Source organism: Helicobacter sp. T3_23-1059 (assembly GCF_053654515.1).
In genome coordinates this window covers 40,648-60,819 of record NZ_JBSIUV010000016.1, presented here as the reverse complement: position 1 = coordinate 60,819, position 20,172 = coordinate 40,648, and the positions used below count along the sequence as shown (strand labels likewise).

Here is a 20,172-nt window from a genome sequence, read left to right as displayed (position 1 = left end):
AGATTGCATTGCTGTTATTGCGAGAGTTTGCGCAATCTTTATCCTAATAAAGATTGCTGTCATTGCGAGCGGTTTTTGACAAAATCCGCGTGGCAATCTATACCAATAAAAACAAAGTAGATTGCTACACAAAACAAAATATTTACGCAATGAGAGCATAATGACAAAATCGTGTATAAAAATTGCAAATAATTGTTTAAGTAATAGGGTTATCTAAGATATAAAATCTACTTGAATCAAAACATAAAAAAGTATAAAGAAGTATGGTGTCAAGGGGGAGACTTGAACTCCCGACCTCCGGCTTATGAGACCAGCGCTCTAAACCAGCTGAGCTACCCTGACACAAGGGCGAAATTATAAGCAAAATAGGCTTAAAAGTCAAGCATTTAATAATATTCTAGCTAACAAAATCTATAAAGCAACAACAAACATAATGGCGATTTATAAATTTGCTAAAAGAGATTTTATTTACAAAGGTTTGGAAAAAAGTTTGGTAGTCTTTTGCTCCGCCATGCTTGCAACGCACGCAGTATAGCAAAGGAACATTATCGTCTTAAACACCTTTTTGTAAAAAGCAAAAAGCACATAACAGACATTAAAAAAACTTTTGTCAATATGCTAGACATTGATTAGCTAAATTCTAAAGGAATTAAAAAGAGAATTTGATACTTCAATCAAAAGAAACAGAGTTTATATAATATTCAAGTGCAAACACAAATTTTATATCAAATTTTTCTAAAAATACTGAGAGCAATTCCGCTTAGAGTGGGTTAAGCCTTATCAATTTTGCAAATATTGTAATAAATGTTTATGATTATAGTGATAATACAGTATTTCTTTATTAAAACCTTGCGCGCAAAAAGGACAAATGCAAGCAGTTTTGGATTTTTTGATTTCTTCTGAATTTTGTATTATGCTTAAATGTTGATAAATATAAAAAAATAACCCTTTCCATTCATAGTAGTCGCTCAAAGCATTTTCTCTCCCGCCTTGTTTTAAAAAGACATATTCTCTAAAACCAAACCAAAAAATATGTTTGTGCTCTCCTTGTAATTTATTGTAAGGTAACGAAAAATCAAACAACCCCTCATTTTTAAAATAATTTATCGTTGATTTTAATTTTAAATTCAAATCAAATTTTAAAAAATCCTTATCCAAAATGCTTAAATATTCATTTTTTATTATCAAATTTTCATCATATTTATTTAAAATAGCTTTGCCATTACAATATCTGCAAGCATTAAAATAAATATTAAAAGTATTTTGATTGATGACTCTACTTCCTATGATTTGATTTTTGATAGACACCAAACGCGTGCTTAAATGGATTAACTTATCATCTTGTTTTAGTATGGTTATCCAGCCAAATCCATATTCATACGCTTTGTTAATGTCATTTATTTGGATTTTACATTGCCATTCGTTTTCAATATTAGCTACTTTATATTTTCTAAACAAAATAAGTCGCGCTTTTTTTATTTTATTTGGCACTTTTTTATAATTATGAAGTTCTTGTGTGTATGGATTAAAAAATATTGCTTTTACGGCTATTGTCTTTACAAAATCTATTAAATCCTGTTTTGTTTTGAAGAAAAAATAATCTTGCTCTCCTTCAATACAATACTGATTAGTAAAAATTTTTTCAATTTTGAAATGTTCTTCCCCTAGAAGAAATTTTGCTACCTCATAACAATTTTTATCAAAGTTATATTGTTTTTTAACTTGCTTATTTTCATTTGGGATGCAACATTTAAAATCAATTATTTTGTCTCTAAACAAACTAGCCGTTATTGATTCGTTGCAATTTAAAAAATCCTCAAAAGTTCCACTAAAAATATTTGTTCCACCATTGTTTCCAGCAAATCTACCAATATCTATTATAAAATCTGCATTTTTTATAAAGTCTAAATTGTGTTCTATGCAAATTACACTATTTTTATACTTAATGAGTTCGTCAAAAATTTTATACAAATAATGTATGTTTTGCACATCAAGCCCAGAAGTTGGCTCATCTATGATAAAAATAAAGCCACCTTTTTTTATTTGACTATGATTTTTTATCAAATATTTTGCTAATTTTAATCTTTGGGCTTCTCCGCCACTCAATGTTGTAGTTTTCCTGCCGAGGCTTAAATGTCCCAACCTAAGATTTTTTAAATAATAAATAGCTGTTAAAATCTTAGTATTATTTTTAAATACTTCAGCAACGCTCTCAATATCAGTATTTAATAATTCATTGATATGAAATCCATTATATTCAATATTTAAAACTTCATTTTTATAACCACTTCCAACACAATAAGGGCATATAACTTCATTTAATTCGCCCAAACCTTTACATTTTACACATTGTCCATTTTTATGATTAAAACTAAAATAACTCTTATCAAACAAGTTATTATTGTTTGCAAAAACATCTCTTATATTATCAAAAATATCCAAAAAAGTAGCCACTATGCTTCTAGTTTGTGCGTTAATTTGGGATTGATTAAATATTGATATGCCACGAATAAAATTAAGCCCCTCTACTGATTTTGCAATCTGTGTTTTTAAAATATGATTTTTTAGGTATTGCTTGCAAATATGGTATAGCACGCCTTTTACTAGAGTAGTTTTGCCGCTACCACTTACGCCCGATACTGCAATAAAACATTCCAATGGAAATATAAAATCTTGATTTTTAATATTATTAAAACTAACCTTGTTTATTTTAATAACTTTTTTTAAATCTATCTTTGTTTTATGTCTAATAAGATTATAGAATTTATCATTATATTTTATGATATTACCTCCTTTTTTACCAGAATCTGGTCCAAATTCAACCACATAATCACTTTTTTCTATAAAAAACCTATTATGTTCGCTCATAATTACCGTATTATTTAATTCTACAATATTCTTAATAAAAAACAACATCTTAGAACTATCATATAAGTGCAGTCCGCAACTAGGTTCATCTAAAATATATAATAGATTGTTGTATTTTGAATTTAATACATTTGCTAATTTTAACCTCTGTAACTCTCCTCCACTTAAAGTGTCAGTAGTTCTTTTTAAAGCCAAATACCCTAAAGTAGCCAAACTTAATGATTGAAGTATATTTTTAATTTTTTCGTGATAAAGTTTTTTATCTTTTAGAAACAAATATAGTTCATCAACACTCATCTCTAAAAATTGACTGATATTTTTGTTAAATAGATATATAGAATTTGCTTTATAATTTAATCTTGAACCATTACATTTATCACATACTACGCTATCAAAAAACAATTTTATAGGTTCTTTAGTTATATGTTTTTGCATTCTTTTTCTAAATTCCTCTAAAATAATCATTTGCGATTCCCTCGAAATTTCAAAATAATTTTTACTTGAATCAATGTTGTATTTTTTATATATTTGAGTTAATTTTTGAAAATCTAATAATATATATTTATAATAACCATTATGAAAAGGTAAATTGATAAAATCAGGCTCTGATATTGCAGATTCATTAAATAGCTCTTTTTCTAAAATTCCATATACTATCCCTTTTCCATCGCATTTTTCACACCTGCCACTATCAACGCTTGTAGAATTAAAACTTAATAAAGAAGCTGATTTTTTTTGATAGATTTTGCCATCATCTATATCAAAAAAATCTCTGTCAAAATATAATTTTTCACCATCGCAATCAAGCATAAAACCACATAATGCTAATTTTGTGTATTTTTTTGCTTCATTTGCTTGTGGGATTTTAACTAAAATATTATGACAATCGTTGCCTAGTTTTTCTAGATATGATAATTTCCGCTCATTTATTCGTTTATCTTTAGTCCAATACAAAACAGATTCTATATGATATTTTTTTAAAAGCTCTATTTCTAATTCTAGCAACCCATATTTTTCAAAACATACTACTGCATACAAACAATAGTTTTTATCAACATAAAATTTTTGTATAAACTTTAAAATATCATCTAATGTTGGTTTGTTTATAATTTTTCCCTTAGGAGAAAGTATTTTCCCTTGTTTGACAAACTCTTCTCTTAGTATGTCATATAAACCCGTGATTGTAGCAACATTAGAGCTAATAGATTCTCTAATATTTCTCTGCTTTAAAATTTCACAATATGGCAAATTTGATATTTTATCAACTTTAGGTTTAACGGCAAAATCATACAAACCAGCATTGCCACTGTCTATGTTTTCAATCCTTATAGATTCTTTTGCAATAACATTATAAATAAGACTTGATTTACCGCTACCACTTACACCTGTTATACAAGTCAATTTATTTACAGGGATATGCAAAGTAATATTTTTAAGATTATTTTCGTAGGCATTTATAATCTTTATCACGCTATATCCTTATAAAAGCAAAATAACATTTTATAATCGCTACAATGATTTACTAAATCAAACATTGAGCCAAAATCTTTAGAAGTCTTTTTGCTATATACGGCAAAATATTCCATCGGTAATTTTTTGATACATACTTCAAATCCAACATTATGAAATATATCCGCAACTTCATTGAGCGAATAATCATATATAGAATATGTTGAATCTTTTTTGATAATCTCTCGTCTTTTTTGGTAATAAGGATTTTCAATATAGCAACCCATAGTCGCAAAATAAAAACCTTTGTTTTTTAATATATCAAATGCCATTTGGGCGTGATATTTTAATTTTTGCATCGTGTATAAAACTTCTTGAGAATATATAATATCAAACGATTTTTGAAGTTTTTGTAGCTTTTTATTTTGTTCATTATCATAAATGTAATGTATGTTTGTATTTTGGTTTTTTGATTTTATCTGACAAATCAAATCTTTATCTATATCCACGCCTAAAGCATAATCAAAATCCAAAAATAAATCTATAATCTGTAAAAAATATCCATCTCCACAACCAAAATCCAAAATATCAAAAACTTTGTTTCTAGGCAATATTTTTTTGCTTTGAGATAACATAGAAATCCAAAAAGGCAGATTAGAATGAAATCCTATTTTTTGGTGCGCTAACTCTATATGAAAATCGCTCATAAATACTCCCATTTAAAGTGCAAAAGCTATATAAAATTTGCGAGATTTTATATACCCATCCAAATTCAACTCTAAACCACATTCTCCTCTATCGTGTAATGTTCTTTTGTTGTTATATATCAATAAATCATTTTTCTTTAAATACATTGTTGTTTTCAAACAATTTGCCACCTCTAAAAATCTATAAATCATACTTGCTTCTGCAAAATCCTGCTTAATTCCTTTGGCATAGTAAAAATACCTAATTCTGCCTAAATTAAACCTAGATATATACATACCATTTTCTTTTTGTAAAATTGTAGTGCGATTGCATATCTCTCCAACTTTATGCAGCTCAGTCTTATTATGTTTGATTATTTTTTGGACTTTGCTTGAAAGCATAGGCACTTCCGCATTTAAAAGCCTGTTTAATAAATCAACATCATTATATTCCAAAAAATTTACTATATCATCTACTTTGACAATACCATTCAATGGTTTTTTTAAAGGACACTCTTCTGCCACTTGCAGTATCGCAAATGTTGGTTGTTTATCAAGCAAAATCGCATCATCATTATGAAGTTCCAAATATTCCATAGCGCAACCATCGTGGTCGCAATCAATTCTAATGTCCGTATTTTCGACAGGTTGTCTAAAATTTCCAAAACAAGCAATAATTGCCGATAAAACCTCTCTACTTGGGCTAAAAGGCACATTGCTAATATGGACAAAGCAATGCTTATCTAAAAGCTGTTGTATCGTAGAGACAAAAGCTAGTCTTTTATCTAAAAAAACATTTTTTATCTCTTTTGTAGCACTTTTTGATAGCCTTTCTCTTAAAACCCGTCCTAACTCATCGCCTAAGCGTAATGAAGCCATTTTATCTGCAATCTGTAGATTTACACGGGTTAAGCGTGTTGTTTAGCCTATGATTAAAATGATGCTGGTATAGTTTATTTGTTAGTTCAAAAGATTGTTCTTTTTGCTCCTCATCGCCTTCTAGCCCATAATATGGATAATGGTGTAAATATTTACCAAATAACATTAAGCAATCTTGCGTATAAGCAATAGTGTCTAAAATATGTGCATGCCAATACTCATCTAATCTCGCATTTGGGACAAGCGAAACATTTGGATAACAAATATGCAACACAAGCCATTCTTTATAAAAACGACCAATATTTTCTACCTCATATTTATCCCATCCATAATGACTGCACAATTTAGCATTTAATTTTGCAAAATCTATATGGGAAACAAGCGCAAAAGCCTCTTCAATATTGCTTTGTGGCACAAACGACAATGATTCAGTTTGGGATATTGGACACGCAACTTCTTGTTGATTTTGTGTTGAATTACTAGCTATTGATAGCATAATCATCTCCTTTGTTAGTATGGTTTTTTAACATTGCAAACAATACAAAAAAAAAAAAAAACGATTAGTAAATGAACGATAAAAGCAGATAAAACACCTTGATGCTAATAATAAAAAAAATGACAAACACTAAAATTTGATACTAAGATTTTAAAATATGATTTTTGCTAGATTCTATTAGTTCAAAATCTTGTAGCACAAAATCCACTCTACCATTGCCAAGCGTTTGATTTTGCGCGATATTTGTGCAAACAATCTTGCGCTTTGGGATAATGCGAGCAATCTCTCTAAAACATTCATTTGGCAAGTAAAATCCACTCACTTTAGCAAAAATGCCATCTTTTATATCGCGCAAATGTGTTGATTCTAGCAGAGTTGCTAAGCCCAAATGCGAAGCAAAATCCACTAGCCCTTTTAGCTTTCCTTGCAAAGAAAAATGGCTAAAACATATCGCATCTGCGCCAAAAACCACCGCTTGCAAAATCTGATAATTATCCAAAAAACAATCCTTTAATACGATAAGAGAATCCGTATAATGTCGCAAATAGCTTATGCACTCTAAGCCCTCCGCACGAGGCTTTGCCCTGCTATCTCTAGCAATATCTAAAAAAATGATTTTCACATTTTGGGCGTTTATATGCGATTGTAAATGTGCAAAATCAGCAAAATCAAACGCCCTAATTTGCAATGCGTTTATCTTGCCTATCAAAGTAGAATCTACAAGTGGCGAAGTAGAATCTAAAAGTGTAGGAAAAACCTCAAAAAATCGCGGTGGATATGGATTATAAGAAAGACTTCGCCCTAGCAAATCAAAAGGCAAAATCTCTTTTTGAGATTCTATCAAATCACGCAAATACGGGATAGATTCTGCATTAAAAAGTTGTTTAGATTGCATTTTAAACCTTAGTATTTTTAATAAATTTGTAGATTTTATAGCATTAAACGCGTAGTCTTAAAATCACAAAAAGCACAAAATATGTTTATTTAAAATAACTCAAAATTTCTACTAAATTTTTCTTTTCCACAATGATATTTGCCTCTTTTTTTAGCACTTCTTTTGCGCAAAAAGCCACGCGCACAGCGGAGTTTGCAAACATACTTATGTCATTTGCTCCATCGCCCACTGCCATTGTTTGTGCTTGTGATACGCCTAGCAGATTTTGGATTTTGCATAGCATTGCCCCTTTTGAGTCGCCAAACATCATTTCCCCGCCTACTTGCCCGCTTAGCACGCCATTTTTTGCGTGCAAAATATTGCTAAAATCCGCATCTAAACCCAAAATCTTAGCAAAATGCCTAGTCGCCAAACTAAACCCACCACTAAAACATACCACGATGATTCCGCGCTTTTTTAGATTTTCTACGCATTCTTTTGCGCCCTCCATCAATGGCAGATTCTCACAAATCTCTTTAGCGCGTTCCTCACTCATACCGCTCAAAAGCTCTACCCTCGCTTGCAAACTCTCAAAAAAATCTAGCCCCCCCTCCATTGCCTTTTTGGTAATCCCACTCACTCTCTCCCATACCCCAAAATCTTTTGCTAATATATCAATCGTCTCCCCATCCATAAGCGTAGAATCAAAATCAAAAACAGCAAGTTTTATGTTTCTAAAATCCATTGTATCCCTTTTGCTTTTTTAGATTTGGTTTTTTTAGATTTTGCATTCGCGCCACAAATCTAGCACAAAATCTAAAAATTTATATCATTTCTAACACAGCTTGGGCGTGTCCTTTTGCTTTGACATTGTATAGCGCGTTTAAGATTTTGCCATTTTGGATAACAAAAGTAGAGCGGATAATCCCCTGCACCTCCTTGCCATACATCATCTTTTTGCCATAGGCAAAATAAGCACTCGCCACTGCCCTATCGCTATCGCTTAGCAAAATATGGGCTAGCTTGTATTTGTCGATAAATTTTTGATGAGAAGCTGTGCTATCGGGGCTTATGCCGATTACTACGGCATTTTTGGCAAGAAAATCGCTTAGCCTCTCGCTAAAATCCTGCGCTTCTATGGTGCAGCCTGAAGTGTTGTCTTTGGGGTAAAAATACAGCACTACGATTTTTGAACCAAAATCTTTTAGGCTTACTTGTGCTCCTTGCGCATTTGGCAGGCTAAAATCTGGGGCATTATCGCCCTTTTTTAGTTGCTTTGGCAGTGGTTTTGATTGTTTTGGTTGTTTTGTAGGATTTTGCAGTTTTTGTGATTTTTGTGTGTTTTGTGGATTTGTAGTAGATTTTGTTGGCATTTTTTCTCCTTTAAAAATGTGATTTTGTTTTTTACACACGCATAAAAACCGCGCATTATAGCAAAACTTTGGTAACCCTTATAAATACTTGCAAATCCAATCCAAACCCAAAATATATGCCTAAAAATTCTAGTATTTAGATAAAATACCCAAGTTTTATTCAAAATTTCTTTTATCAACTTTTCTTTTTTAATCGTAAGATTTAGCATTTACCCACCCAAATAAACCACCAAATAAAATCCATAACAAAATCATAAAACCCAAAATCCACTACAAAACTTCGTTTTTAAAACTCATTTTAAGGAACGCAATAATGCTTTATCTGCTCCCCCCCCCCCTAAAGAAAAACGACAAAAACTACACGAGCAACAAAAACTACAAAATCCACAAAATCTACCCCAAAATCCCAAAAATCAAATATGGCTTTGCAGATAAAATGCGAAAAATAAGCCATATTTGGATTTTATTGTTTTTGCTAACTCTAGGCTTTGAGTGCGCAAATGCTGCTGCTTGCAGGCATATCTATGACACTACAAAGCCATCGTTACAAACAATCGCTTGCGATGGATACATCTTTGCAAGCGATTTAAGCAAAGCTGCGTTTAACACCACTTTCACCCAGACAGAATCATACACCACCACAGAATACCACATAGGCAGTGCCACTACGAGTGCTACCATAGCTCCCGCTAGGATAGTCGCTTATTTTCGCAAGATAAATGAATCTAGCACGAGGTGGCATAATGTAAGATTTCGCAATGCGCTTGCGCCAAATACGATTTTTGATTTTAGAAACCAAAAAAGCGGGGCTGATTTGCCCGTGAGTCTCACTATGGAAGTAGCAGATTCTACGATAGGAGGGCTTATCATCACGGGGACTATGGATACTCTTAGCATATTTGGGGCAGGATTTATAAGAAATTTAAGCGGTGGAATAGCTGATAGCAGTCATAATAATGGAGAATCCAACATAAAAACCCTAATCATAGGCGAGCGCACGACAATCAATGGCATAGAACAAGGCGTAGGCATAATCCCTTTTGGTAGCAACACCATAGACATAAAAGTCGATAGACTTGAAATAAAAGGCATATCTTTGACTATCAATAGTGGCAACGAATGGAATGGAAACCCTGCTGATACTACCAAAAATACAATAAATATTGATAGCACCAAAGAACAACATTTAATCCTTGCCAAATCAGATTCCGCTTCTATGACGCACAATGTCCGCCCTAGAAGCATAATCATAAACATAGGTGATAATGCAAAAAAAGGCGTGGAATACAAATATGAAAATCTAATCCTAACAGGCTCTAGCACCAATGCTAGCAAACTAGGTGGCAACTATCCATACAACATAAATAGCACACATATCATCGGCGGACAAGGCGTAAAACTCGTAAAAAACGCGCAAGGTTTTAGCCTAGAAGCAGATATAAGCACTTCTCAAGGTGCTAGCCTATATCGCGCACTTACCCTAAGCTATATGCGTAGAGACGTGATGACTCAAAATATCCTAGATACGATGACTACAAAAACTTTTCATAGCGATGATTACTATGCTAAAGAGGAAGAGCTAAAAGCATTGCAACAAGATATGACTAGGCTTACAGCTCGCTCTTCGCGCTTCTCTAAACTCACTCGTGCAAAAAACCAAGACACTATCGACAAAGTGCGACAAAAAGTCGCGCAAGTAACGCTAGAGCAAAGCAAGGGACAAAATCTAAAACCATACAACAACCTTGAGCTTATCGACCAGCTAGATGCGATATTTATCCCTTATCAAAGCAGGCGAGATTATCGCTTTTTTGCCCTGCCTTATAGCGCGCTTAGCCTTGTAGATATGGGGACTTCAAACGCCACAGAACTAGCAGGAGGCGCACTTTTTGGGATACAAAAAAATCTATCAAGACGCGGAATCTATGGGGCTTATCTAGGATATGAATTTGTAAATACCACAACAAAACTGCTAGGACAAAATATGCGCGTGCAGACAAACGCCCTGCAAACAGGAATGAATTATTTTAAAACCTTTGCTTTTTATACCAAAGCACAGGAGGGTTTTATCAAAGCAAATGTGCGAGCGGGAGTGGATTTTCCTAACATTTATATGAATGTAGCGGGACAAAGCATAAATCTTGCTTCAAACTCATCTGCGGTATCTATCCCGCTTATGTGGAGTGTGGGCGCAGAGATACGCACAGGAATCACTTTTTATCAATTTAGATTTAATAGCCACATATCCCCAGAAATCGCCCTAAGCTATGATATGCTCTCCAGCATAGATTTGGTGCTACAAAAGCCCACACAAATCGGGGCTAATGAAAGGCATAACGCGATTTTGTGGCATCTGCCTCAAGCATCTTTTGCATTGCGCTACTACAAAATGTGGGGAAATATCTTTCGCACAAATTTCAAAGCAGGCGTGCGATACAATGTATTTCACACCCAAAAAGCAAAATTTAAGATTGGCAATTTTGAAAATGAGGGAAATATCAACTTGCCTTTGGCTTATGGCAACTTGGCGTTAGATTTTATATGGATATTGAAGCAAAATCACGAGCTAAGTCTTGGCTATGATGGACTTTTTTATGCAAATTCGTTTGATAAAGATGTAGATAGGTTTAATGGCGTAACTACGACTCTAAACCTAAAATACGCATATTGGTTTGGCGCAAAAAAACTTGATAAGCCTGCCCATAAAAATGCAAATACAAACGCCCAAAAGCAAGAAAAAGCAAGGCAATCTCGCCTAGAAAAAGAGAGGGAAAAACAAGAAAAAGCTAGACAAAAAAAGGCACAGCAAGCACAAGCAAAGCTAGAAAAAATCAAACAAAATCAAGCTAAAAAAGAACAAAAATCTATCAACGCTAACAAAACCAAAAACACAAAAGAATCTAGCAAATCTAAGCAAGACAAAAAATCAAAATCCACAAAAACACAATCTGCAAAAATACAGCCTTCAAAAACGCAATCTGCAAAATCAAAAAACACAAAATCGCAGGATAAAAAATAACCAAAAACCAAAAAGACTAAAGATTCCAAATAAGCCAACCTCTACTGCAAAATCATATTTGATTTTGGTTCAATTTAACTTAAGCGGATTTTTCCCTTATCATTTTTAGTAAGATTTTATACAAATCTTGTCCATTGATTTTGGTGATGGCTATCTAAATTCTGTTTCTTTCAAATGAATCAAGAAAATTCTCTTTTTTGATTCCCCTAAATTTAGCAAGTCTATGATTTGCTAACCCATTTTGCTTGTAGTTGCAAGCAAAGCGAAACAAAAAATCTACCAATCCATCATAAGCAGCAAAACAATCGCTATAAAATTCTGTTTTATTCATATCGCTTAAATTCTGTATTATAGGCAAAAGCTTATCTGCCAAGCAATGCTTTACAATTTGAGTATAAACACAATTATTTCGCTTTAGTATTCCTCCTGTTTTCGGTGCAACCATAACTTAAGACTTATTTATTTGAGATTAAGTTGTCTTGAGTCAAAATTTTTAATGACTAAAGCCCTAAGTATGTTAAAAATTATGTTTAGACATTTTGCTACGCGGTGAGTTCCGCTAGATTTCACTCTTGTAGATTTTGTGCTTGCCACATTTTAGCGTATTCGCCCTCTAGTGCTAATAATTGCTCGTGCGTGCCAGATTCCACTATCTCGCCATCGCGCAAAAATACGATTGTATCGCAGTTCATCACGCTTTTTAGTTTATGGGCGATGATGATGATGGTTTTGTCTTTGGCAAGGGCGTTTAGGGCTTTTTGCATTGCAAATTCATTTGCCACATCAAGACTTGAGCTCATCTCATCTAGCAGGATAATTGGCGAGTTTTTTAGTATGCAGCGTGCGATTGAGATTCTCTGCTTTTCCCCACCGCTTAAGGAAGTGCCACCCTCACTCACAGCCGTCTCAAGCCCCTGTGGCAATCCGCGCACAAAATCTAGCGCATTTGCAGAATCTAGTGCTTGCTCTATCTCACGCTCACTTGCGTCCTCCTTGCCAAATGCGACATTAGATTTCACGCTCCCCTTAAACAAATACACCTTTTGAAACACCATAGAAAATTTGCTCATCAATCTTTCAGGCTCTATGCTTGCGATATTTTTTAGACTGCTAGGCTCATTTGCATTGCCGATTTTTATCGCTCCATTGCTTGGCTCATAAAATCGCGCGATTAGCTTTACTAGCGTGCTTTTGCCACTGCCAGATTTACCGACAATCGCTAGGCTACTTTTATGCGGAATGACAAGGTTAATATTGCGCAGGGCAAAGTCGCTTTTTTGATGTTTGTTCTCATCGTTTGCCCCGTAGGCAAAATCGAGATTCTCGATGACTATGTCATTTCCGTGTGGCAATTCTTTATCATCGCCCGCGACTTTGCTTTCGCACAGAAGTGTCAAAATATTTTGCCCAGATTTTGCAAAATAGCGCAACTCAATAAAATTTATCGCAAAAGTCATCAGCGGGACAAACGCCTTAGAGCCAATCAAAATAAAGCCCAAATACTCAATCACGCTTAATTCCCCACTAAGCAAAAATTCCCTCCCAAAGCCTATCATAAGCCCAATTCCAGCCCCCATACACGATATTACAGAGAGCGCAAAAGGCATTAGCCCCACTTCGATGCGGATACTCTCTTTTCGCAAGTTTTCAAAACTCCGCTCCAATCGCTTAAATTTTTCCCCGCTTAGATTATGTGCCTTTATCGTGGCGATTCCATCGATATATTCGTTGATATGATTTGAAGCGTCCAAAACTGCGGCTATGTGCTTTTGGCTTAGATAGTCGCTAAGTCGCCTTGTAAGCGCAAGTAAAATCACCGCAAAAGGCACGCAGGCAAAAAACGCCAACGCCATTTGCCAATGATAGACTGCAAGCCCGATAAACACAAGCACGCTTAGCGCGAAGCTAGCAAAGACTTGCGGGAGGAGGTGGCTACTTGCTTGCTCTAAATTTGCAAAATCTTTCATCAAACAATGACTAAGCCTCGCAGGATTTGCGCTCTCTAAAAATCCTAATGGCAGTTTGCGGATATGCTCAGCCAAAGCGATTCGCCCTTGTGCGCTTGCTTTGTAAGTCTCTTCAAAGTTTGCCTTATACGCAGGGAGTGAGAGATAAAAGCTTACAATCATTAGCCCAAACCCCACCGCACAAATTATAAGCAATTCGCTAAAATCCGCTTCCTTTGCTCCCAAAAGTGAGCCCTCAAAAAATGGCGATAATACTCGTGCTACAAAATAAATAACCACAAAAATGGTGCTAAATTTTGCCACTTCGGCAATGGTAGTCAGCGCGAACGATTTGTAAAATCGTCTCGTGTCATTTAGGGTGATGTCTTTTATCATTTGTATCATTGTATCTCCTTTTGTTTTGGTGTTTTTGTGTTTTTAAAATTTAAATTCTCAAATCTAGACGAATTTTGTGCGTGTGGATTTTGACTTCAAGTCCAAACGCCAAAATCCACACACGCCAAAACCTGCTAATTTTTAATACTCCATTGTTGTGTATCATTGTAGAGATTCCATAGCTCCTTATACTGCGGGCAAGACTTTAATAAGTCTTTGTGCGTCCCAAGCGCGAGAATCTCGCCTTTTTCCATTAGCGCGACTTTGTCGCATTTAAGCGCGGAGTTGAGCTTGTGTGCGACCATTATGAGCGTTTTTCCACGCGCTAGATTTTTTAGTGCCTCATTGAGCTTTGCTTCATTTTCGCTATCAAGCGCGGAATTTACCTCATCAAGCAACAAAATAGGCGCGTTTTTCAAAATCGCCCGCGCTAAGTTTATGCGCTGTGCTTCGCCACCGCTTAGATTCATTCCTCCCTGCCCGATGACACAATCTAGCCCATATTTGGTGATGATTTCATCACATTGCGCTAAATGCGCAGCGTGCAAAATTTCATCATCGCTCGCTTCCTTGCCAGCTTTTATATTCTCACGCAACGAATCGAAAAACATAAAATTCTCTTGAAACACAAAGCTCATTGCTTCCATCAAATCGCATTCTGCAATGTCTTTTATATCCACGCCACCTATGAAAATCCCCCCACTCTCGCGCTCATAAAATCGTGCGAGCAAATGCACGATACTAGATTTCCCCGCACCGCTTTTGCCGACAATGGCAAGCGATTCCCCTTGTCGCAGTGCAAAACTTACATTTTTAAGCGCGTGTTTTGCGCTCAATTCTCCATTTGGATTTTGATATGCAAAATCTACGCTTTTAAATTCTATGTCAAAGCGCGTTGGTTTGAGCGGATTTTTACTTTGGGCTAAGGGCTTTTGGCGAAAGATTGTATCCACTCGCTCCACCGCTTCGTTTATTTGCATTAGCTCGCTACTTAGGTTAAAAAGGCGCAAAAATGGCGCGATTAAGCCATTGCTAAGCAATATGAAAAACACGCATACCAAAATATCGTAGAGATTGAAAGTATCACGCGTGATGAAATACGCACAAAAGGGCAACGCAAAGAGGATAAAGCCATTTACAAGCGTGGTAAAAACCCCAAAAGGACGCATACATTTGTAAGTAAAACTCAAAGTGAAATGATGATAGTCCTCCACAGATTTAGCAAAATCTTGGAATGCAAAAATGCTTTTGCCAAACATTTTTACCACGCTAATGCCTTTGATAAACTCCATACTTGAGGAGTTTATGGATTCTAGTTTGCTAAAAAACTGCTCTAAGCAGGCTTTCATCTCTACTTTTGTCTTGCCATAGACGCTAAATTGCACAAATAGCCCGACTAAATACACCGCCACGCACACTATGGCAAGTCGCCAATCGCTCCAAACAAAAATCACAAAAATCGCGCACGCCCCCACGACTGATTGGATAAATTCTGGAATCTTATGGGCGACAAAGTTTTCGATTTTTTCGACATTTTCTTGCAAAGTTTTGTGAATCGCACCTTTTGTCGTGTGTGTGAAATAGCCTAGTGGAAGCGTGGCTAGGTGGCGAGCAAGGCGCAAGCGTAGATTGTAGAGAATGCGATATGCAGCAAAATGACTAAGCGTAAAAGTCGCCCCTTGCAAGAGCATAGAGACAATCACGCTAGAAATGGCGATAAGCGCGCAATAAAACACCAAATTTTTATCCACATTTGCCAAATCGTGCGCGTTTAGGACAAATTCTTGCACAATCCAATACCCCGCAAAATAAGGCACAAACTGCAAAATCGCAGAAAGCGCGCTAAGCAGGCTAGAAAATGCTAAAAGCGTCTTTTTCTCCCCACTGATTTCTAGCAATCTAGGCACACCTTTTTTTGGCTTTTTGTTTTGGTTTGTTGTTTTCATTGTTTTACTCCTTTATGTGATTTTTTTATTACACGCGGTGATAGCTAGCGCGATGAGTCCAAACACAAGCGAGGCGCAAAATAGCGCGAAATAGCCATTTGCTACGCTTGATTCGATTCCGTTGCGAGCCAATACTTCGCTAAAATCTGCCAACGCTTCGCTAACGCCACTTAGGCTAGATTCTGCGCTTGCCACGCTAGAATCTCCACTGTCAAGCCCTGCGCTACCAAAATCTGCGCTACCAAAATCCGCGCCATCAAAATATGTCTCGCGTGAATGGTGAGAATGTCCCTCGCCACTGCTTAGGGCTTCAATGGTATCTTGTGCGATAAAAATCCCTAAAATCTGTGAAGCGATAACCCCGCCGATGACAAAACAGGCATTTTCCGCCGAGCGCAAGAAGCTAAAATCTACCCCGCTTTGTGCGCTAGATTCACACACTCGCATTCCTAGCGAATACATAAACACGCATAGCGCGCACATATACACGCCAATGCACGCTAGCCCAAGCAAGATTAACGCGTGATTTTGCCATAGCCACATATTTGCTAACAATAGCAAAAACACGCACGCACAAAACGCCAAAAGCGTGATAAACGCAGGGCGAAATCCAAAAATGCGGATAAGCAAATACGCTAAAGGTGCGCCTACAAACATCGCTACGCAATTTATCACCCCACCGACAATCCCAACGACATCAAGCGAAAATCCAATATAGACTAAAAGCATTGTGCTTGTGGTGTTTGCAAGTGCGATAGGGAGCATACAGAGGCAAAAAAATCCTAGCCACCCCCACAAACTTAGGCTTTTTAGCGTTTGCAAAATCGAGTCTTTGGAATGGCAGGAATCTTTAAAATGCAGGGAGTCTTTGGAGGGCGAGGAATCGATGGCGTAATTTGTCGCGTTTGTAGCGATTTTTGCGCTATTTGCGGGCGATATTTCAGAATTTACACCGCGAAGATTCCCATATTGCCCATTTGAGCTCATACGCACAAACGGCACGCAAAGCAACGCCACAAAAAACGCCATCACAAAGCACGCCACGCTAAAGCCATATTTTTCATAGATGATGAGGGCGACTATGATGCCCATAATCCCACCAACGCCAGAGGCAAGGAGCATTATGGTATTTAGGCTTACTTTTTTATCCGCGCTTGTTTGCTCTATGGCAATGGCATTTAGGCTAATGATAGCACACGCCCCAAGCAAACACATAACCATAAACGCCACGCATAATAGCCCTATATCTTGTGGCGAGGCAAAAGCCCCAAGCGCGATAAAACTAACCGCAGAGACTAGCCCAAGTGCTAGGCAGAGAATCTTAAAATTATGTGCGTGCTTTTTGCGCCAGATTTCCACCAAGCCAGAGTAAAAAAAACTTAGCATAAAGGGAATCATCGTAAGGTAAAGTAGCCCGATTTCTTGCGGGGCGATGCCATCTTTTGCCATTATCGCGGGCAACGCGCCATAAATCATCAGTGTAAAAATGCTAATAATGCTATACACGCTAAAAGAAATGCTATACAATTTCATAATTTTGCTCCTTTGTGTTGGTTTATTTATTGTCGTTTTATTGTCATATTGAGCGTTAGCGAAATATCTCACTTTTTAGAATCTAGAGATATTTCGGCTTTTTCAAAGCCTCAATATGACAAAATCATAGATTGCCACGAAGTCGTGCCGACTTCTCGCAATGACAAAAAAACTTGTCATACTGAGCTTTTTGCAAAAAAGCGAAGTATCTCAAAACATTGAAAAACAGAGATATTTGGGCTTTTTCAAAGCCTCAATATGACAAGAAAAACCTCCTTTTAATGTTGATTTAATATTTATACGCCACTTGCGCGCCGAGATTCCACGGGTTGCCTACAAGGTAGTAGGGTTCTAGTGGATTAAGTTGCCGTGCATAGAGCGCGTAGCGCGTGTTGGTTACATTTTGGGCGAAGATTTTAAAGCTGAAGTTTTTGTATTCATAGCGCGTGTTGAAGTCCAAAACCACATAGGGCTTTTGCATCAAATCATCACTGCGGATTAAATCATCAAAATATTGTTTCGTGTAAAATCGCGCATTGCCACCTACATACAATCTATGCGCATTTATGCGTAAGAAATTCCAATCCGCACTTGCAGTCAAACTCACAAGTGGTGCGTATTTTAGCTCCTTGCCACGCACATCATAGGGAGCGGGTTGCCCGCCGATACTTAAGCTACCGACATTTTTGCCACCATTTGTATAGCGCGCGATACCGATATTTGTGCCGAGACTTACATACAATCGCTCGCCATTGTAGCTTATATCTGCTTCAAATCCCGTGCTATATGCGTCTCCTATGTTTTTGATACTTTGAGAGATACTATTTCCCACATAGGCTTGCCTATCTTGTATATACGAATAATAAACAGCGAGATTTGCCATAAGCGCAGAATCTAAAAAGCGCAAATGGCTTCCTAACTCCGCGCTATAAATCTGCTCGGGGTTATAAGGCTCTTTGTCATCATCTGCATAGGGGAATTTCGCAAATCCGCCCATTTTGGTGCTATGCGTGCCTGCAATGTAGAGTTTAATATGCTCGTTTGGATTGAAGCCAAATGAGATTCTGGGATTAAAAGTATGCCAGCCCTTGTCGTTTTTATAAGCCGAATTGATAAGAGCACCCGGTGCGAGAGGGCTATCTATGGAAGCGTGATAATACTGATAGCGTCCGCCAAAGCCGATGTCAAAATATTGCCCTAAGGGGAAATACCCATCGCCAAAAAGTGCTATGGTATTTACCCGCTCTGTTGCACTCCAATTTGCCCGAAATCCAAATGGCGTCATATCACCAGCCCCACCGATAAATCCGCGCATACCATTATCGGTAATCAAATGCTTATAATACGCGCCAAAAGTCGTGCGGATTCCATTGCTATACTCGCTATCTAAGCGCAACTCCTCTAGCACTTGCGTAATATCATAAAAATACCCGTCTTTTTTGCCTCCATAAGTTTGCACCAAAGGATAAGTATTGGTGAGAGAATCTGTTTTATTAAAAGCGGTAATGGAGCTTAGCAAATGCCCGCCAAAGTCATAATCTAGCTTTAGGCTTGCTTGCTGGGCGAGGAGCTTTTCCCAAGGGCTTTTGGCATACACGGCGTTTGGTTGCCCAAGTGTAGTGCCATTTGGTTGCCACGCTTGATTAGCCCCGTAGCCATAATTATCCGCCACAGGAGAATCTGCGGGAATCTCCCAGCCACTATCGGTTGTGCCGTTTTGGTATTGGGATTTGGTAAGCCAAAATCCTTTGGTGTTTTTAGGCACATAGTGAAAGTTATAGCTTAGTGTGGCGAGAAACGCGCTTGTGGGGGCATAATACAGCGAAGCCCCGCCTAAAATGCTGTCGCTATCTTTCATATTTTTGTTCCCATATTTGATAAAGCCATTATCGTGTATGTAGCGCACGCTTGCCTTGCCCCAGAGTTTGTTTTTGACTAGTTCGCCACCTATGTAGGCGTTTAAGTCCTCATAGAGCTTTGAGCCTGTGAGAGAGACATTGGCATAGTCGCCTTTCATCGGGTTTTTGGTGCGGATTGAGATTAGCCCTGCTTGGGAGTTTTCGCCATAGAGTGTGCCTTGCGCACCGCGAAGCAACTCTACTGCCTCCACATCGCCTAAGGCTTGGATAAGGAAATTTGCACTTTGTGGGACGCCATCGACATAGAGATTGAGCGTGGTGGTGTAATAATCAGGGCTAGAAATCCCGCGCAAAGAAGCCATAGGAAACACCGATGTGCCGTGAGAATCTTGAATCTGCAAGCCCGCAAAAATGCTACTTAGCTCGGTAGTGGATTTTATGTTGGCATTTGAGAGTTGCTTTTGCTTTACCACTTGCACGCTAGAATTTACACTTTGGATTTCCGCTTCGTATTTGTTTGCGGTGGTGGTTATTTTTTCTAGCTCATAAGCCTTTAGATTTTGATTAGAATCTTTTTGCGTGGGCAAATCTTGCAAATGCGAGTTTTGATTTTGGCTTTCTTGTGAGTTTTGATTTTGTGGATTTTGGTTGGCATAGACATTGCAAGACATTGCTAATATGAGCGCGATAGAGATTTTTCTAGGGTTTGATAGGTTGCACATTTTTATTGAGATATGAGAAGTTTTCATTTTTAGACTCCTTAGATTTTGATTTGTTGTTTTGTTGTTGTTTGTTTTTGCGAGGCTTTGATGTCCATAGACTTCTAAACGCGCAAACAATATAAACGC

The 20,172-nt window shown here is 36.9% G+C and carries 14 protein-coding genes and 1 tRNA gene; 2 read left to right on the top strand and 13 right to left on the bottom strand.

Annotated elements, in window-relative coordinates; all coding sequences use genetic code 11:
* Nucleotides 1–264 precede the first annotated feature (264 nt).
* The 8 genes from ACWIX0_RS06310 to ACWIX0_RS06275 form a co-directional block, all read right to left on the bottom strand.
* Nucleotides 265–342, bottom strand: a tRNA-Met gene (locus ACWIX0_RS06310).
* A gap of 438 nt (nucleotides 343–780) precedes the next feature.
* Entirely contained in the window at nucleotides 781–4,338 is a 3,558-nt protein-coding gene (locus ACWIX0_RS06305) for an ATP-binding cassette domain-containing protein (protein ID WP_454172895.1), read from the bottom strand.
* Nucleotides 4,335–5,024: a class I SAM-dependent methyltransferase gene (locus tag ACWIX0_RS06300; protein ID WP_454172893.1), complete on the bottom strand. Its 690-nt coding sequence runs from the start codon at nucleotides 5,022–5,024 to the stop codon at nucleotides 4,335–4,337. Before ACWIX0_RS06300 ends, ACWIX0_RS06305 begins: the two co-directional genes overlap by 4 nt.
* A 12-nt stretch (nucleotides 5,025–5,036) precedes the next feature.
* Nucleotides 5,037–5,882: a hypothetical protein gene (locus ACWIX0_RS06295; RefSeq protein ID WP_454172892.1), complete on the bottom strand. Its 846-nt coding sequence runs from the start codon at nucleotides 5,880–5,882 to the stop codon at nucleotides 5,037–5,039.
* Between the two features lies 1 nt (nucleotide 5,883).
* Nucleotides 5,884–6,378 carry a glycine-rich domain-containing protein gene (locus ACWIX0_RS06290; RefSeq protein ID WP_454172891.1) on the bottom strand — a complete coding sequence of 165 codons (495 nt, stop codon included), beginning with the start codon at nucleotides 6,376–6,378 and terminating at the stop codon, nucleotides 5,884–5,886.
* A gap of 142 nt (nucleotides 6,379–6,520) precedes the next feature.
* A complete protein-coding gene (locus ACWIX0_RS06285) occupies nucleotides 6,521–7,273 on the bottom strand; it encodes a hypothetical protein (protein WP_454172889.1) in 753 nt (250 codons plus the stop codon).
* An 85-nt stretch (nucleotides 7,274–7,358) separates the two neighbouring features.
* Nucleotides 7,359–7,997: a phosphoserine phosphatase SerB gene (gene serB / locus ACWIX0_RS06280; RefSeq protein ID WP_454172888.1), complete on the bottom strand. Its 639-nt coding sequence runs from the start codon at nucleotides 7,995–7,997 to the stop codon at nucleotides 7,359–7,361.
* 79 nt (nucleotides 7,998–8,076) lie between these two features.
* A complete protein-coding gene (locus ACWIX0_RS06275; protein WP_454172886.1) occupies nucleotides 8,077–8,625 on the bottom strand; it encodes a peroxiredoxin in 549 nt (182 codons plus the stop codon).
* A 313-nt stretch (nucleotides 8,626–8,938) separates the two neighbouring features.
* Here ACWIX0_RS06275 and ACWIX0_RS06270 point away from each other — a divergent pair, with 313 nt between their 5' ends.
* The gene (locus ACWIX0_RS06270; protein ID WP_454172884.1) at nucleotides 8,939–11,644 is read left to right on the top strand and encodes a hypothetical protein; all 2,706 of its coding nucleotides are present in this window, start codon (nucleotides 8,939–8,941) and stop codon (nucleotides 11,642–11,644) included.
* Between the two features lie 154 nt (nucleotides 11,645–11,798).
* Here ACWIX0_RS06270 and ACWIX0_RS06265 read toward each other — a convergent pair whose 3' ends face one another.
* The 4 genes from ACWIX0_RS06265 to ACWIX0_RS06250 all read right to left on the bottom strand — a co-directional run bounded on the left by ACWIX0_RS06265 (nucleotide 11,799) and on the right by ACWIX0_RS06250 (nucleotide 17,465).
* The gene (locus ACWIX0_RS06265) at nucleotides 11,799–12,089 is read right to left on the bottom strand and encodes a hypothetical protein (RefSeq protein ID WP_454172882.1); all 291 of its coding nucleotides are present in this window, start codon (nucleotides 12,087–12,089) and stop codon (nucleotides 11,799–11,801) included.
* 121 nt (nucleotides 12,090–12,210) lie between these two features.
* Entirely contained in the window at nucleotides 12,211–13,995 is a 1,785-nt protein-coding gene (locus tag ACWIX0_RS06260; protein WP_454172880.1) for an ABC transporter ATP-binding protein, read from the bottom strand.
* Between the two features lie 125 nt (nucleotides 13,996–14,120).
* A complete protein-coding gene (locus ACWIX0_RS06255) occupies nucleotides 14,121–15,932 on the bottom strand; it encodes an ABC transporter ATP-binding protein (protein ID WP_454172878.1) in 1,812 nt (603 codons plus the stop codon).
* Between the two features lie 12 nt (nucleotides 15,933–15,944).
* The gene (locus ACWIX0_RS06250; RefSeq protein WP_454172876.1) at nucleotides 15,945–17,465 is read right to left on the bottom strand and encodes an MFS transporter; all 1,521 of its coding nucleotides are present in this window, start codon (nucleotides 17,463–17,465) and stop codon (nucleotides 15,945–15,947) included.
* Between the two features lie 48 nt (nucleotides 17,466–17,513).
* Between ACWIX0_RS06250 and ACWIX0_RS06245 the strand changes: the two genes are divergently transcribed.
* Nucleotides 17,514–17,687, top strand: a complete 174-nt coding sequence (locus ACWIX0_RS06245) for a hypothetical protein (RefSeq protein ID WP_454169195.1) — start codon at nucleotides 17,514–17,516, stop codon at nucleotides 17,685–17,687.
* A 67-nt stretch (nucleotides 17,688–17,754) separates the two neighbouring features.
* On the opposite strand, the gene ACWIX0_RS06240 is transcribed toward ACWIX0_RS06245, so the two are convergent.
* The gene (locus ACWIX0_RS06240; protein ID WP_454172875.1) at nucleotides 17,755–20,073 is read right to left on the bottom strand and encodes a TonB-dependent receptor; all 2,319 of its coding nucleotides are present in this window, start codon (nucleotides 20,071–20,073) and stop codon (nucleotides 17,755–17,757) included.
* Nucleotides 20,074–20,172: the final 99 nt, after the last annotated feature.

What these genes read in the sequence shown, in the direction of transcription:
- ACWIX0_RS06300 (WP_454172893.1), bottom strand. Translation starts at nt 5,024, where the DNA reads ATGAGCGATTTTCATATAGAGTTAGCGCACCAAAAAATAGGATTTCAT.
- ACWIX0_RS06295 (WP_454172892.1), bottom strand. Translation starts at nt 5,882, where the DNA reads ATGGCTTCATTACGCTTAGGCGATGAGTTAGGACGGGTTTTAAGAGAA.
- ACWIX0_RS06290 (WP_454172891.1), bottom strand. Translation starts at nt 6,378, where the DNA reads ATGCTATCAATAGCTAGTAATTCAACACAAAATCAACAAGAAGTTGCG.
- ACWIX0_RS06285 (WP_454172889.1), bottom strand. Translation starts at nt 7,273, where the DNA reads ATGCAATCTAAACAACTTTTTAATGCAGAATCTATCCCGTATTTGCGT.
- serB (WP_454172888.1), bottom strand. Translation starts at nt 7,997, where the DNA reads ATGGATTTTAGAAACATAAAACTTGCTGTTTTTGATTTTGATTCTACG.
- ACWIX0_RS06275 (WP_454172886.1), bottom strand. Translation starts at nt 8,625, where the DNA reads ATGCCAACAAAATCTACTACAAATCCACAAAACACACAAAAATCACAA.
- ACWIX0_RS06270 (WP_454172884.1), top strand. Translation starts at nt 8,939, where the DNA reads ATGCTTTATCTGCTCCCCCCCCCCCTAAAGAAAAACGACAAAAACTAC.
- ACWIX0_RS06265 (WP_454172882.1), bottom strand. Translation starts at nt 12,089, where the DNA reads ATGGTTGCACCGAAAACAGGAGGAATACTAAAGCGAAATAATTGTGTT.
- ACWIX0_RS06260 (WP_454172880.1), bottom strand. Translation starts at nt 13,995, where the DNA reads ATGATACAAATGATAAAAGACATCACCCTAAATGACACGAGACGATTT.
- ACWIX0_RS06255 (WP_454172878.1), bottom strand. Translation starts at nt 15,932, where the DNA reads ATGAAAACAACAAACCAAAACAAAAAGCCAAAAAAAGGTGTGCCTAGA.
- ACWIX0_RS06250 (WP_454172876.1), bottom strand. Translation starts at nt 17,465, where the DNA reads ATGAAATTGTATAGCATTTCTTTTAGCGTGTATAGCATTATTAGCATT.
- ACWIX0_RS06240 (WP_454172875.1), bottom strand. Translation starts at nt 20,073, where the DNA reads ATGAAAACTTCTCATATCTCAATAAAAATGTGCAACCTATCAAACCCT.